The 14077-nt window shown below is 62.7% G+C and carries 12 protein-coding genes; 2 read left to right on the forward strand and 10 right to left on the reverse strand.

Features of this window, described 5'->3' with window-relative positions:
• Positions 1-13 precede the first annotated feature (13 nt).
• The 6 genes from NCT04_RS12175 to NCT04_RS12200 all read right to left on the reverse strand — a co-directional run bounded on the left by NCT04_RS12175 (position 14) and on the right by NCT04_RS12200 (position 6479).
• Positions 14-565 carry an LPS-assembly lipoprotein LptE gene (locus NCT04_RS12175; RefSeq protein ID WP_244828112.1) on the reverse strand — a complete coding sequence of 184 codons (552 nt, stop codon included), beginning with the start codon at positions 563-565 and terminating at the stop codon, positions 14-16.
• Between the two features lie 53 nt (positions 566-618).
• Positions 619-3213, reverse strand: coding sequence for a leucine--tRNA ligase (gene leuS / locus NCT04_RS12180; protein ID WP_250465637.1), 2595 nt, complete (start codon positions 3211-3213; stop codon positions 619-621).
• A gap of 460 nt (positions 3214-3673) precedes the next feature.
• Positions 3674-4102 (reverse strand): ExbD/TolR family protein, encoded by a 429-nt coding sequence (locus NCT04_RS12185; protein ID WP_250465639.1) that lies wholly within the window; start codon positions 4100-4102, stop codon positions 3674-3676.
• 14 nt (positions 4103-4116) lie between these two features.
• Positions 4117-4782, reverse strand: a complete 666-nt coding sequence (locus NCT04_RS12190; RefSeq protein ID WP_250465640.1) for a MotA/TolQ/ExbB proton channel family protein — start codon at positions 4780-4782, stop codon at positions 4117-4119.
• A gap of 5 nt (positions 4783-4787) precedes the next feature.
• On the reverse strand, positions 4788-5585 hold the full coding sequence (gene dapB / locus NCT04_RS12195; protein ID WP_250465642.1) for a 4-hydroxy-tetrahydrodipicolinate reductase: 798 nt from the start codon (positions 5583-5585) through the stop codon (positions 4788-4790).
• A 102-nt stretch (positions 5586-5687) separates the two neighbouring features.
• Complete coding sequence (locus tag NCT04_RS12200) at positions 5688-6479, reverse strand: outer membrane protein assembly factor BamE (protein WP_244826231.1); 792 nt, start codon at positions 6477-6479, stop codon at positions 5688-5690.
• Positions 6480-6710: 231 nt separating this feature from the next.
• On the opposite strand from NCT04_RS12200, the gene fur reads away from it, so the two are divergent.
• Entirely contained in the window at positions 6711-7139 is a 429-nt protein-coding gene (gene fur / locus NCT04_RS12205; protein ID WP_244826232.1) for a ferric iron uptake transcriptional regulator, read from the forward strand.
• Positions 7140-7323: 184 nt separating this feature from the next.
• Here the strand turns inward: fur and alc are convergent, their stop codons facing one another.
• Together alc and NCT04_RS12215 are read right to left on the reverse strand one after the other, a co-directional pair.
• Positions 7324-8343: an allantoicase gene (alc, locus tag NCT04_RS12210; protein WP_250465643.1), complete on the reverse strand. Its 1020-nt coding sequence runs from the start codon at positions 8341-8343 to the stop codon at positions 7324-7326.
• A 41-nt stretch (positions 8344-8384) separates the two neighbouring features.
• Complete coding sequence (locus NCT04_RS12215) at positions 8385-9704, reverse strand: C4-dicarboxylate transporter DctA (RefSeq protein WP_250465736.1); 1320 nt, start codon at positions 9702-9704, stop codon at positions 8385-8387.
• A 231-nt stretch (positions 9705-9935) separates the two neighbouring features.
• Here NCT04_RS12215 and NCT04_RS12220 point away from each other — a divergent pair, with 231 nt between their 5' ends.
• Entirely contained in the window at positions 9936-10631 is a 696-nt protein-coding gene (locus NCT04_RS12220) for a FadR/GntR family transcriptional regulator (RefSeq protein ID WP_244826234.1), read from the forward strand.
• 189 nt (positions 10632-10820) lie between these two features.
• On the opposite strand, the gene gap is transcribed toward NCT04_RS12220, so the two are convergent.
• Together gap and tkt are read right to left on the reverse strand one after the other, a co-directional pair.
• Entirely contained in the window at positions 10821-11831 is a 1011-nt protein-coding gene (gene gap, locus NCT04_RS12225; protein WP_244826235.1) for a type I glyceraldehyde-3-phosphate dehydrogenase, read from the reverse strand.
• A gap of 42 nt (positions 11832-11873) precedes the next feature.
• On the reverse strand, positions 11874-13925 hold the full coding sequence (tkt, locus tag NCT04_RS12230; protein WP_250465645.1) for a transketolase: 2052 nt from the start codon (positions 13923-13925) through the stop codon (positions 11874-11876).
• Between the last annotated feature and the right edge of the window lie 152 nt (positions 13926-14077).

The following is a 14077-nucleotide window of genomic DNA, read 5'->3' on the forward strand; positions in this document are numbered from 1 at the left end:
TGAGCGCGCGCGATCAAAGCGGCGGCGTCGGCAACGGCGCGCGTGGCGCGATGCCCGGCGTCTGCTCGCTCGGCGCCGGATGCAGCGAACGCACGACGGCAAGCCGGCGCGTCAACTGATCGACGGCGTCGTTACGCATGTCGTTGTAGAGCAGCGTCGCTTCCTGCGATTTCGCGAGCGTGTACTGGTCGCTGTAGGTCATTGCGCGATTCAGCGCGATGACGCTAGGCGGAATCAGCAACGTGCCGTCGGCGCCGAGCAGCGAATACGTCAGCCGGAAATCGAGCTCGTATTCTTGCACCACGCCCTGCGAATTCAGACTCAGCGTGCCCATGCCCGTGCCCTCGGACAGCGACAAAGTGGCGTCCGGCTTCTCGCCCGCCTTGACGATGACCGTATCGCTGCCGCCCTGCACCATGCGTTCGAGCCGCGCGACCATTTGCGGCGTGCCGCCCGAAATGGAGAGCCGCTTGAACGCGTAGTCCTGCTGTCCGCGCAATTGGAAGCCGCACGCGGATACGGCGAGCGCGCCGCCAAGCAGCGCCAGAAACGAACGCCTGCCCATGCCGGTTGCCTCGACTCGTTTTCCGGTCACATCCACTCCCTTGGCGCTCATCATCAGACGACCACGTTGACGAGGCGTCCCGGCACCACGACGACCTTCTTCGGCGCACGCCCTTCGGCAAACTTCTCGAACATCTCGTGCGCGATCGCGGCCTTTTCGATGTCTTCGCGCGATGCGTCCTTCGCGACCGTCAGCGCGCCACGCACCTTGCCGTTGACTTGCAACACGAGTTCAATCTCCGATTGTTCGAGCGCGGCTTCGTCGACCTTCGGCCACGGCGCATCGAGCAGCGGACCGAAGCTATCGGCGTAACCGAGTTCCGACCACAACTGAAACGTGACGTGCGGCACGACCGGATACAGCACGCGCAACAGCACGCTGAAGGTTTCGTTGAGCACGCCTTCGCTCGACTGCTTCGCGCCTTCGAGCGCGTTAAGCATCTTCATCGCGGCCGAAACGACCGTGTTGTACTGCAGGCGGCCGTAGTCGAAGTCGGCTTGCTTGAGCACCGTATGGATTTCGCGGCGCAGCGCGCGATCGGCATCGTTGAGTTTCGATGCATCGAGCTTCGCGTGCTGACGCAGCGCTTCAGCGTTGTCGTGTCCGAAATGCCACACGCGGCGCAGGAACCGGCTCGCGCCTTCCACGCCCGCGCCCGACCATTCGAGCGATTGCTCCGGCGGCGCGGCGAACATAACGAAGAGACGCGCCGTATCCGCACCGTATTGGTCGATGAGCGTCTGCGGGTCCACGCCGTTGTTCTTCGACTTCGACATCTTCTCGACGCCACCCAGCACGACCGGCTGACCGTCCGCGTTCGAGGTCGCGCCGGTGGGGCGGCCCTTGTCGTCGTGCGTGACGGTGACATCCAGCGGGTTGTACCAGGTCTTCTTGCCCGCCGCGTCTTCGCGATAGAACGTCTCGTTGAGCACCATGCCCTGCGTGAGCAGATTCTTCGCGGGCTCGCCGAACTTCACGAGGCCCATGTCGCGCATGACCTTGGTCCAGAAGCGCGAGTACAGCAAGTGCAGAATGGCGTGCTCGATACCGCCGATGTACTGGTCCATCGGCATCCAGTAATCGGTGCGTTCGTCGACCATGGTCTTGGCGTCCGGCGCGCTGTAGCGCGAGAAGTACCAGGAAGAATCGACGAAGGTGTCCATCGTGTCGGTCTCGCGCTTCGCCGCCGCGCCGCATTTCGGGCACGCGCAGTTCAGGAACGCTTCGGACTTCGCGAGCGGATTGCCCGTGCCGTCCGGCACGAGGTCTTCCGGCAGCACGACCGGCAAGTCTTTTTCCGGCACCGGCACGTCGCCGCAACTCGGGCAATGGATGATCGGAATCGGCGTGCCCCAGTAGCGCTGACGCGAAATGCCCCAGTCGCGCAGACGCCAGGTGATCTGCTTGTCGCCGAAGTCTTTCGCTTTCAAGTCGGCGGCGATCGCGTTGATGGCTTCCTCGGTCGTCATGCCGTCGTACTTGCCGCTGTCGACGAGACGCCCGGCGGTTTTGTCGCCGTACCATTCCTGCCAGGCATCGGTCGAATATGTCTTGCCTTCGACGGCGATGACCTGCTTGATCGGCAAGCCGTATTTCTTCGCGAACGCGAAATCGCGCTCGTCGTGCGAGGGCACCCCCATGACCGCGCCTTCGCCGTAGGACATCAGCACGTAGTTGCCGATCCACACTTCGACCTGTTCGCCCGTCAGCGGATGCGTGACGAAGAAACCGGTGGGCATGCCCTTCTTTTCCATGGTGGCGACATCGGCTTCCGCCACGCCACCGCGCTTGCATTCCTCGATGAACGCCTGCAAGTCCGCGTTGTCGCGGGCAAGGCGCGTGGCGAGCGGATGCTCCGCAGCAATCGCCGCGAAGGTGACGCCCATGATGGTGTCGGCGCGCGTGGTGAACACGCGCAGCAGCTTCGCCTCGCCATCGATCTCATACGGGAAACCGAAGTTCACGCCGAAGCTCTTGCCGATCCAGTTCTGCTGCATGATCTTGACGCGCTCGGGCCAGCCGAGGCCTTCGAGATCGTCGAGCAACTGGTCCGCATAGTCGGTGATGCGCAGGTAGTACATCGGAATTTCGCGCTTTTCCACCAGCGCGCCCGAGCGCCAGCCGCGCCCGTCGATGACTTGCTCGTTCGCGAGCACGGTCTGATCGACCGGGTCCCAGTTCACCGTGCCGGTTTTCTTGTACGCGATGCCCTTTTCCAGCATCTTGAGAAACAGCCACTGGTTCCACTTGTAGTACTCGGGCGAGCAGGTGGCGACTTCGCGCGACCAGTCGATGGCGAGACCCATCGACTGCATCTGCTTCTTCATGTACGCGATGTTGTCGTAGGTCCACTTTGCCGGCGGCACGTTGTTCGCCATGGCCGCGTTCTCGGCGGGCATGCCGAACGCGTCCCAGCCCATCGGCATGAGCGTGTTGTGACCGTTCATGCGCAGATAACGGTACATCACGTCGTTGATGGTGTAGTTGCGCACGTGCCCCATGTGCAGCTTGCCCGACGGATACGGCAGCATCGAGACGCAATAGAACTTGGGCTTGGCCGACGTCTCGGTCGTCCGGTAGACGTCGTTCGCGCGCCAGTTGCTCTGCGCGGCGGATTCGACGTCGGCGGGTACGTATTTATCGTGCATGGTGTGGTGGCTTTACGCAAATGCTGGGAACGGACCTCGGACGCGCTTTGCGGCGTGTCGGTCTGGATTGGCGCTGCGCCCGGTGTTTCGTCCTGCTGCTGACGAGCAACGCAAAGCACGGGCAAAGGGCGATTATACCGTCGTGTCAACTTGCTCAGGCGATGGCGGCAGGCTTCGAGATGCGTGTACAGGGCTTTCTGGCGGAGGCGGCGAGGTGCTTGGCGCCGATGCAAAGCTTCGAGCGCCCGCCGGTGAGAAGTCAAACGCCGCCAAGTAAGCCGATCGAGCGACATACGCGCAATGCAAGCTTGATCGAGGAGCGCATTGGGATTGTGCCGCGCTTCGCGTCTCCCGTCGCTGCAAGGCTCAAGTGTACGAAGCGGGAAAATACATTTGACCGGCACGCTGAAGTTGCATCCCGCCCGGCGCCCCCACCCGCCGCAAAACTAAAAAGACGCGCCTACCGCGCCGGTTGCCCGACCGGTTGCGTAACGAACCCGATCCGCTCCAACCCCGCCTGCTGCGCCGCGCCCATCACCTGCGCGATGACCTCGTAGCGCGTCGCGCTCGACGCCCGCAAATGCACTTCGGGCTTTTGCGCGGCCTTGGCGGCATCCGCGAAACGCGCGCGCATGTCGTTCATGCTGATGGGCGCGTCGTTCCAGTAGAGCTTGCCCGCATCGTCGATGGAAAGCGTGATGGTCTGCGGCGTCTCGCGCGCCGGTTGCGACGCGACTTTCGGCAGATCGAGCCGGATCGCATGCGTGAAAAGTGGCGCGGTGATGATAAAGATGACGAGCAGAACGAGCATGACGTCGATGAGCGGCGTCATGTTGATGTCCGCCATTGGCGCGTTATTGGGCTTTTTGTCGAGTCCGCCGAACGCCATCGCGTCGCGCTCCCCTACTTGCCTTCACCGCACACGAACGCGTGCAGATCGTGCGCGAAGCCGTCGAGTTCCTCGGAAATCTGCCGCACGTAGCGCCCGAGCACGTTGTAGGCGAGCACCGCCGGAATGGCCACGACGAGCCCGAAAGCCGTCATGATGAGCGCCTCGCCAACCGGACCGGCGACGGTTTCGATCATTGCCTGTCCGCTCGCCGCAATGCTGGTCAGCGCGTGATAAATGCCCCACACGGTCCCGAGCAGCCCGACGAACGGCGCCGTGCTGCCCACCGACGCCAGCAGAACCTGCCCGAACTCCAGCCGCCGCTGTGAATTCAGCAACGCTTGGCGCAACGCGCGCAGCACGCGTTCGCTGCGTTCCACGCGCGCGAGCAACGCGCCCGGCATCTCGGCTTCCGACGCACGCCACGCAGCCTCGGCGAGCGGCAGATATACGCGCTCGCGATCGACTGCACGCAAGGCGCCGATGCCGTCCTTGAACGTCGCCGCCTGCCAGAACCGCTGCACCCCGCGCGGCCCCTGACGCTTCGCGCGCGTGAGCACCCACGCCTTTACCAGCAGAAAACACCAGCTCGCGAACGACATGGCGAGGAGCACGCCCGCAATCGCATGCGTGACCGCATCGCCGCTTTGAAGATAATGAATGACGCCTGTGGCCGCCATGAATCTCAGCGCAGCCCGAGGACGTCCTGCATGTCGAAGAAGCCTTTGTCGTGGCTCGCGAGAAACCTCACCGCGCGCAGCGCGCCCTGCGCGTAAGACAGACGGCTCGCCGATTTATGCGTGATCTCGACGCGCTCGCCGATGCCCGCGAACATGACCGTGTGATCCCCGACGATATCGCCGCCGCGAATGCTCGCGAAACCGATGGTCGATGGGTCGCGTTCGCCGGTCACGCCTTCGCGCGCGTAGACGGCGCAGTCCTTGAGGTCGCGGCCGAGCGCCTTGGCCACTGCCTCGCCCATGGCGAGCGCGGTGCCAGAAGGCGCATCCACCTTGTGCCGGTGATGCGCCTCGATCACTTCGATGTCGTAGCCTTCCGCGAAGTGCTTCGCCGCGAATTCGAGCAGCTTGAGCGTGACGTTCACGCCAACGCTCATGTTCGGCGCGAACACGACGCCGATCTTCGCGCCTGCGGCTCGCAATTGCGCCTTCTGTTCATCGGAGAAACCGGTCGTGCCGATCACCATCTTCACGTTGTGACGCAGCGCGGCTTCGAGATGCGCGAGCGTGCCCTCGGGGCGCGTGAAGTCGATCAGATAATCGGCGGCGGCGAACACGCGTTCGATGTCGTCGGTGAGCAGGACGCCCGTGGTCTTGCCGAGAAACGCGCCCGCGTCCTGGCCGAGCTGCGGCACGCCGGGCCGGTCGAGGGCGCCGACGAGTTCCGCGTCGGGATCGTTGAGAACGGTTTCGATCAACATCCGGCCCATGCGGCCCGATGCCCCGGCGATGGCGATCTTCATGGCTGTCTCGTGTCGAAGCGCGCAACGGTCACGCGCTGGATGATGCAGATTGGAAGCAACGGGAACCGCGCGAGGAGCGCGCCGGTTCCCGTCGGCGCCGCGTTACTGCGGCATGGAGAACTGCGTCTGACTACCGGCGTTGGAAGGCGTGGGCGACGTGCTCGCCGGGCCTACCGCGCTGCTATCCGGAATGTTGATTTGCTGCGGCTTGCGCTGTAACTGGATCTGCGAGTTGCTGCCGCCCGCGCCCGCCGAACCCGGCGCACCGCCCGCGCTTTGCGGCGCGCTGCTGTAGGCCGAAGAGCGCTGACGGCCCGTTGGCGTATCCACCTGAGCGGTCGCGCGATTCGCGGCCTGCGCCGCTTGCTGGTTCGCGTCGCCCGAAAAAGCCGCCGCTGCGTTTGGCTGCGTGGAAGGCTCGCCCGCCGGAGCGGTCACGGCCACGGTGGATGCCGCGACCGGCGCGGAAGCGGGAGGCACCGCGGCCTTCGCGACCTTCACGCCCTTGTCGCCGTCGATTTCCGCGAGCAGTTCGAGGTTCGAAGGCAGATTCTCGCCGCCCGACCAGCTCACCACGCGCTCGCTCGCGAAGTTCACGACGAAGTCGCGCTGCTGCACGACCGACGTGGAACCGCGCTTGAAGTAGAAGACGTAGTCCCAGCGATCCGCGTGGAACATGTCGGTGAGAAGCGGCGTGCCGAGAATTTGCTTGACCTGATCGCGCGACATGCCGACCTGCATCTGGCTTGCTGCTTCCTGCGAAACGAAATTGCCTTGCACGACCGTGATCCGATACGGCGTGATGCTCTGCGCGATCTTCTGCGTGATGCTGTCGTAAGTCGAGCAACCGGCCAGCAATGCGGCCACGGTTGCAGCGATCATGGTTCCCCGCATGCGACGGCTCTCCCTGCAATTCGATAAAATTTTTGAGAACATTTCAACCTTTCGCGCGAGGCGTTTTCGAAGGCCGCGCCAATCCAAGCCAATCCAAGCCAATACGTGAGCCAATACGCGACAGTCACGTGCTCATGCGGACCGATCCGTGTCATTTCTGTTCATGATGTCAGGAACGGTCAAAACGCATTACTATGAGAACCTCAAATTGTACTCTAGGGATGCCTAGCCATGACCAATCCCGCCGATCTCAAAAATATCGGGCTCAAGGCGACCCTGCCCCGCCTCAAGATTCTCGAAATCTTCCAGCACAGTCCGGTGCGCCATCTGACCGCTGAAGACGTGTATCGAAACCTGCTCACCGAAGAGCTGGATATCGGTCTCGCCACGGTTTATCGCGTGCTCACGCAGTTCGAGCAAGCCGGACTTTTGTCGCGGAGCAATTTCGAATCGGGCAAGGCCGTCTTCGAACTCAACGAAGGTTCGCATCACGATCACCTCGTGTGCATCGACTGCGGCCGCGTGGAAGAGTTCTTCGACGCCGAGATCGAACGCCGTCAGCAGTCCATCGCGAAAGAGCGCGGCTTCAAGCTCCACGAGCATGCGCTGGCTTTGTACGGCGCCTGCACGAAAGAAAACTGCCCGCACCGTAAGCATTGAGCGGATGCGCCGGGTGTCCGGCGCGCGATAGGCAAACCGCCGCCCATCGGCAACGATGGACGGCGGTTTCATTTCGCCTGTACGATTTGCGAGATGCGTATGCGCACGATTCGCAATTACGTTCACGTACCTTGATCGATGAACGCGAACGCTTGGCGCGCGAGCAAGACAAGCATCGGCGTCTTCATTGAATTTCGCCGAAGACGCGCAGCCGGGACACGCCGCCATCCGGAAATATATTGAAGCGCACGTGCGTCACGAGCCCGAGCTTCGTGAGCTCCTTCTCGAAGCGATGCACCTTGTCCATAGCGAGTTTTTGCTCGTCGAGCAGCACAGGCCAGAACATGGCTTGCGTCACGAGCGATTCATCCGTGCCGCCCTCGACACGCGCCGCCTGCAGCGAGCAGCGATCCGGAAAATTGCCTTTGAAATGCGCGGTATCGACTTCGATCGCGCGGATCACGCCGGGCGCGGCCAGCGCCACGATCGCCCAGTCGTTGCCCGGCTCGCGACGGCGACGCGTTTCCCAGCCATCGCCCATATTCACGCCGCGTCCCGGCATCAGCATTTGCGATGCTGGCCCGAAGTGCTGATTGTTCGCCGCGACCAGATACGCGCCGTTCTCGACAGCCGCGAGGTCCAGCAGCGTGCCGCGCTCGATGCGCGAAAAATCCGTCTTCGGCTGACCATACACACGTAGCCGCGCGATCCCGCCATCGGGGTAAATGTTCACGCGCAAGTGCGTGTAAGCGCGCGTATCGGCGATCTCGACATAGTGATGACGATTGCCCTGCAAGGTCGTCGCCGGCACGATCTCGCGCCAGTCGCCGTCTTCGGGCGCGCTCGCCGGATCGGCGTTCGGGCTGTAGCACGCCTCGACCGACGCGGCCGGCGGAAAGTTGCCCGTGAAATGACTCGTATCGATATCGATGCCGTGAATCGTGCCCGCGCGCGCGAGCTTGACGACGCAGAAGTCATAGCCCGTCGTGCGCTTGCGGCGCGTTTCCCAGCCGTCCATCCACTTGCCGTGTTGGTCGTATTTGCCGGGAATGAACACCGCCGGCTGCGGCTCCAGCATGCGTTCCTTCGGCGCGAAGAATTCGTCCGTGGCGAAGAGCGCCTGCGCGCCGAGACGCGGGTCCGCGAGGTTCATATAGCGGCGCGTAAAGGCGGGCGCATCGGGATCGAGAATCGGGTTTGCCATTCGTATGTCCTTTTATTTGAAGATCGAGCGCAGCTTCGGCATCAGATCGCGTGCGCGTTCTCATGCCCATGCGAGGTTTCGGGCGCAGCCGGCACGAAGCGATAATCCGCGTCCTGGTCGAGCACACGCCTGGCGCGCGCCCGGTCGATGTCGTTCTCCCACACGGCCACGACCACGGTCGCCACGCAATTGCCGATGAGATTCGTCACCGCCCGCGCAATGCCGACGAACCAGTCGACCGGCAGAATCAGCACGAGACCGAGCACGGGAATCGCGGGAATGGCCGACAGCGTGGCCGCAAGGATCACGATGGCCGAGCCGGGAATGCCGTGCGCGCCCTTCGAAGTCACGAGCGACACGAGCACCACGACGATCAGGTCATGCGGCGAAAGCGGCGTGTTGGTCGCCTGCGCGATGAAGATCACCGCGAGCGTGAGGTAGATCGAGAAGCCGTCGAGATTGAACGAATAGCCGGTCGGAATCACGAGGCCGACGGTCGAGTCCTTGATGCCCATCCATTCGAGCTTGCGCATGATCTGCGGCAGCACGGCATCGGACGATGCAGTGCCGAGCACGATCGACAATTCTTCGCGCAGATAGCGCACGAGCTTGAAGATGGAGAAGCCCGCGAGGCGCATCACCACTGCGAGCACGACGAACACGAAGAGGAAGCAGCTTGCATAGAACACGGCCACGAGCAGGCCGAGTTGCTTCAACGATTCGACGCCGTACTGCCCGGTCGTGAACGCAATCGCGCCGAGCACGCCGAGCGGCGCCAGCTTGATGATGAACGCCATGATGCGAAAGAACACGTGCGAGAGTTCGTCGATCAGACCGGTCACGCGTTTCGCCTTGTCGCCGAGCAACGAGAGCGCCGAGCCAAATAGCACGGAAAACACCAGCACTTGCAGGATGTCGCCCTTGGCGAAGGCGTCGATGGCGGTATCGGGAATGATCTTCAGCAGAAAACCCGCCGTGTCCTTGAGGCTCTTCGCGTGTTCCGTATAGGTCGTGAGCGACGACGCGTCGAGCGTATGCAGGTCGATATTCATGCCGACGCCCGGACGCGTCACCCACGCGAGGATCGCGCCGATCACGAGCGCCAGCGTAGTCATGATCTCGAAGTAGACCACCGCTTTCAGACCGACGCGCCCGACCTTCTTCAGATCGCCCGCGCTCGCCATGCCGCTGACGACGACGCAAAACACGATTGGCCCGATCACCATCTTGATGAGCTTGAGAAAGCCATCGCCCAGCGGCCGCAGCGACTGGCCGAAGTGCGGGAAAAGCGCGCCGACCACGATACCGATGACCAGCGCAATCATCACCCTGCCGAACAGCGAATTCAGGAATCTCGACACGACCTTCTCCTTGTCGTTGAAGGGTTTCATTTCCAGGCAACTGTTCCGACTGGTCGGACCAGTGATGTGATGAGGCATATTAGAAAGCCGATATAACCGCGTCAAGCAACGCGTGCTAACGGTTTACCCTGTTGCCTTCTGGCATGGAATCGCTTGATTCGAACCGGAGCACACGCGTACGAAAGGCGCGCATACAATGGCGGTCAGACCGGCCATTCCCCAATTCTTCCTATGAAAAACGTTCCGCATACCGTGACCGATGCCGCCATCGCGACCATTCGCGAGCGTATCGAGTCGAGCATGTATCCCGTGGGCAGTTTGCTTCCCGCGCAGCGGCAACTATCGGAGGAACTGGCGATCAGCCGTGCTTCGTTGCGCGAGGCGCTGACCACGCTCGAAGCGCTCGGCATGCTGCACATCCGTCCCGGCAAGGGTGTGTATGTGAGCAGCGCGCAGGCGTCGAGCGCGCATGGCTGGCGGTTTGCCGATCAGGCGTCGTTGCCCGATACGTATCAGATGCGCTTCGCGCTCGAAGGATTCGTCGCGCGGCTGGCGGCGCATTCCATCGGCGACGCCGACATCGACTGGCTCGATGACAATCTGAACGCGCTGCAAGGCGCGCTCATGGCGGCGGAACTCGAGGAGGCCGCGCAACTCGACTTCGCATTCCATATGCGTATCGTGAGTCTCGCGGGCAATGCGGCCATCGAGTCCATCTTGCGTGGCAGCGCCGACATCATGAAAGAGAGCCAGCGCTTGCCGTTCTATCGGCGCGAGCTCGTGCTTTCGACTTATAACGAACACATGGTGATCGTCGAAGCACTCAAGGCGCGTGACGGCGAGAAAGCCGGCATTGCAATAGAGCGGCACATCGTCAACGCGGCGCAACGCGCGGGCGTGCATTTTCCGGTGCCACACCGAGCGTAGGTTCGGCCTTTCCAGCGATGCGCTGTCGAATCGTTCTCCGGGGCACGGCATCGGCGAACGCGGCTGCGGCGGCTGCGGCTTACGTCGTGTCGCATTGCCGGCAGCAATTTCGCGTAAGCCGGAACACGCGCGGGAAAAGAAAAGCCGCTCCGAAGAGCGGCTTTTTTTACGTCGGTCAGTGCAGCAAGCTTACTTCGCGTTCGCGAGCGCTACAGCCGTGTCCAGCATGCGGTTTGAGAAGCCCCACTCGTTGTCGTACCAGCTCGACACCTTCACGAGACGGCCCGACACCTTGGTGAGCGTTGCATCGAACGTCGACGAAGCCGGGTTGTGATTGAAGTCGATCGACACGAGCGGCGCCTCGTTGTAGCCGAGAATGCCCTTGAGCGAACCTTCCGCTGCTTCCTTCATGATCTTGTTGACTTCCTCGACCGTCGTATCGCGTGCGGCGATGAACGACAGATCGACCACCGACACGTTGATGGTCGGCACGCGAATGGCATAGCCGTCCAGCTTGCCGTTCAGTTCGGGCAGCACGAGACCGACTGCCGAAGCCGCGCCCGTCTTCGTCGGGATCTGGCTATGCGTGGCCGAGCGCGCGCGACGCAGGTCTTCGTGATACACGTCGGTCAAAACCTGATCGTTCGTGTAGGCGTGGATGGTGGTCATCAGACCGTTCACGAGACCGATCTTGTCGTTCAGCGGCTTGACGAGCGGTGCGAGACAGTTCGTCGTGCACGACGCGTTCGAGATGACCGTGTCGGATGCCTTTAGCACGTGGTGGTTCACGCCATACACGATGGTCGCGTCCACGTCCTTGCCGCCCGGCGCCGAGATGATGACCTTCTTCGCGCCACCCTTGATGTGCGCGCTCGCTTTTTCCTTCGTCGTGAAAAAGCCCGTGCATTCCAGCACGACGTCGACGTTCAACTCGCCCCACGGCAGCTCGGCCGGGTTGCGGTTGGCCAGCACGCGAATCTTGTCGCCGTTGACGACGAGGTAATCGCCGTCCACCGACACTTCGCCCGGGAACTTGCCGTGCGCCGTGTCGTACTGCGTCAAATGCGCGTTCGTCTTGGCATCGCCGAGATCGTTGATGGCGACGATCTCGATGTCGTGTTTCTTGCCGTTTTCGTAGAAAGCTCGCAGCGTATTGCGGCCGATCCGGCCGTAGCCGTTGATTGCAACGCGAATCGTCATGGTCAATCTCCTGATGGCTAAAAAAACCGTTGACTGCCGGGTTCAGGCCGCGAGCACGGACTTCGCCGTCTCGACGACATGTTCCACCGTGAAGCCGAAATGCTTGAACAGCTCGCCCGCCGGTGCGGATTCGCCGAACGTGTCGATGCCGACCACGCCGCCTTCGAGGCCCACGTACTTGCGCCAGAAATCCGTCACGCCCGCCTCGATCGCCACGCGCGCCACGCCCTTGGGCAGCACGCGCTCGCGGTATTCGGCGTCTTGCTTGTCGAACACGTTGGTGCAGGGCATCGAGACGACGCGCGCGCCGATGCCGTCCTTCGCCAGCGCCTCGACCGCCTGCATCGCGAGCTGCACTTCCGAGCCGGTCGCGATGAGGATGATCTTGCGCGCCGGAATGTCGTCGTTCCAGTCGCGCAGCACGTAGCCGCCCTTCGCGATGTTCGCGATCTGCACGTCGTTGCGCGGCGAGAATTGCAGATTCTGCCGGCTGAAGATCAACGTGGACGGACCTTGATGTTCGATTGCATGCGTCCAGGCCACCGCCGTTTCCACGGTGTCGGCCGGGCGCCACGTCTGCAGTTGCGGAATCAGACGCAGGCTCGACACGTGTTCGATCGACTGATGCGTCGGGCCATCTTCGCCGAGACCGATGGAGTCGTGCGTGAACACGAAGATGGAGCGCGACTTCATCAGCGCCGCGACGCGCAGCGCGTTGCGGCTGTAATCCGAAAACGTCAGAAACGTGCCGCCGAACGGGCGGAAGCCGCCATGCAGCGCGAGACCGTTGATGGCCGTGCTCATGCCGAATTCGCGCACACCGTAATTGATGTGGTTGCCCCACTGGATGCCCGCGTGACCGGGGTTCGCGTTTTCTGCGTCGCCGGCGGCGCGTACGGGCTTCGACGCCTTCCAGTTCGTGAGGTTCGATCCCGTGAGATCCGCGGAACCGCCCAGCAGTTCCGGCAACGCAGCGGCCAGACCTTCGATGGTCTGTTGCGATGCCTTGCGCGAAGCGACCGTTTCGGCGCGCTGGTTCGCATCTTCGATGATCTTCGCCGCGCTCGCCTTCCAGTCAGCCGGCAATTCGCCCTTCATGCGGCGCGTGAATTCGACCGCTTCGCTGCCGTACTTCGCGCGGTAGGCCTCGAACGCCTTGTTCCACTCGGCTTCGGCGTGCGTGCCTTGTTCCTTCGCGTCCCACGCCGCATAGACTTCCTGCGGAATCACGAACGGCTCGTAATTCCAGCCGAGGCCCGCGCGCGTCGCGGCGATTTCCTTGTCGCCGAGCGGCGCGCCGTGCGCGTCGTGACCGCCTGCCTTCGTCGGCGCACCCTTGCCGATGACCGTGCGGCAGCAGATCAGCGTGGGCTTGTCCGAGTTCTTCGCAGTGGCGATGGCGGCATCGACCGCTTCGACGTCATGGCCGTCTACCGCGCGGATCACGTTCCAGCCGTAGGCTTCGAAACGCTTCGGGGTGTCGTCGTGGAACCAGTGTTCGACGTGACCGTCGATGGAGATGCCGTTGTCGTCGTACAGCGCGATCAGCTTGTTCAGCTTGAGCGTGCCGGCGAGCGATGCGGCTTCGTGCGAGATGCCTTCCATCAGGCAACCGTCGCCGAGGAAAACATACGTATGGTGATCGACGATCTTCGCGTCAGCCTTGTTGAACTCGGCCGCCAGCAACGCTTCGGCGAGCGCCATGCCGACCGCGTTGCCGACGCCCTGACCGAGCGGCCCGGTGGTGGTCTCGACGCCCGGCGTCATGCCCACTTCCGGATGGCCCGGCGTCTTCGAATGCAGTTGGCGGAAGTTCTTCAGTTCACCGATCGGCAGATCATAGCCGGTCAGGTGCAGCAGCGAATACAGCAGCATGGAGCCGTGACCATTCGACAAAACGAAACGGTCGCGGTCGAACCAGTGCGGATTCGTGGGGTTGTGCTTCAGATGGCGCGACCACAGCGCGACGCCGATTTCGGCCATGCCCATGGGCATGCCGGGGTGACCGGAGTTGGCTTGTTGAACGGCATCCATGGCAAGCGCGCGGATCGCGTTGGCCATGAGGGCGGTCTGACTGGAGGGCTGGGTCGTCATGTCGTGTCGAGTGCTTGGAAAGCTCGGGAGCTTCCGGCTGGTCCTGAAATAATCCGCAGTGATTCTGCTACGCGCCGGACCCGCGGCACACAACGTTTTCAGGACCGGAACGACGAGAAACGACGAGGATCGGGAGGCCGTCATTCTAACAG

Source organism: Caballeronia sp. GAFFF2 (assembly GCF_023631485.1).
Lineage (GTDB): Bacteria > Pseudomonadota > Gammaproteobacteria > Burkholderiales > Burkholderiaceae > Caballeronia.

Bases quoted from the DNA above. Each gene is read 5' to 3' on its own strand.
- NCT04_RS12175 (WP_244828112.1), bottom strand. From the start codon at position 565: ATGGGCAGGCGTTCGTTTCTGGCGCTGCTTGGCGGCGCGCTCGCCGTA.
- leuS (WP_250465637.1), bottom strand. From the start codon at position 3,213: ATGCACGATAAATACGTACCCGCCGACGTCGAATCCGCCGCGCAGAGC.
- NCT04_RS12185 (WP_250465639.1), bottom strand. From the start codon at position 4,102: ATGGCGTTCGGCGGACTCGACAAAAAGCCCAATAACGCGCCAATGGCG.
- NCT04_RS12190 (WP_250465640.1), bottom strand. From the start codon at position 4,782: ATGGCGGCCACAGGCGTCATTCATTATCTTCAAAGCGGCGATGCGGTC.
- dapB (WP_250465642.1), bottom strand. From the start codon at position 5,585: ATGAAGATCGCCATCGCCGGGGCATCGGGCCGCATGGGCCGGATGTTG.
- NCT04_RS12200 (WP_244826231.1), bottom strand. From the start codon at position 6,479: ATGCGGGGAACCATGATCGCTGCAACCGTGGCCGCATTGCTGGCCGGT.
- fur (WP_244826232.1), top strand. From the start codon at position 6,711: ATGACCAATCCCGCCGATCTCAAAAATATCGGGCTCAAGGCGACCCTG.
- alc (WP_250465643.1), bottom strand. From the start codon at position 8,343: ATGGCAAACCCGATTCTCGATCCCGATGCGCCCGCCTTTACGCGCCGC.
- NCT04_RS12220 (WP_244826234.1), top strand. From the start codon at position 9,936: ATGAAAAACGTTCCGCATACCGTGACCGATGCCGCCATCGCGACCATT.
- gap (WP_244826235.1), bottom strand. From the start codon at position 11,831: ATGACGATTCGCGTTGCAATCAACGGCTACGGCCGGATCGGCCGCAAT.
- tkt (WP_250465645.1), bottom strand. From the start codon at position 13,925: ATGACGACCCAGCCCTCCAGTCAGACCGCCCTCATGGCCAACGCGATC.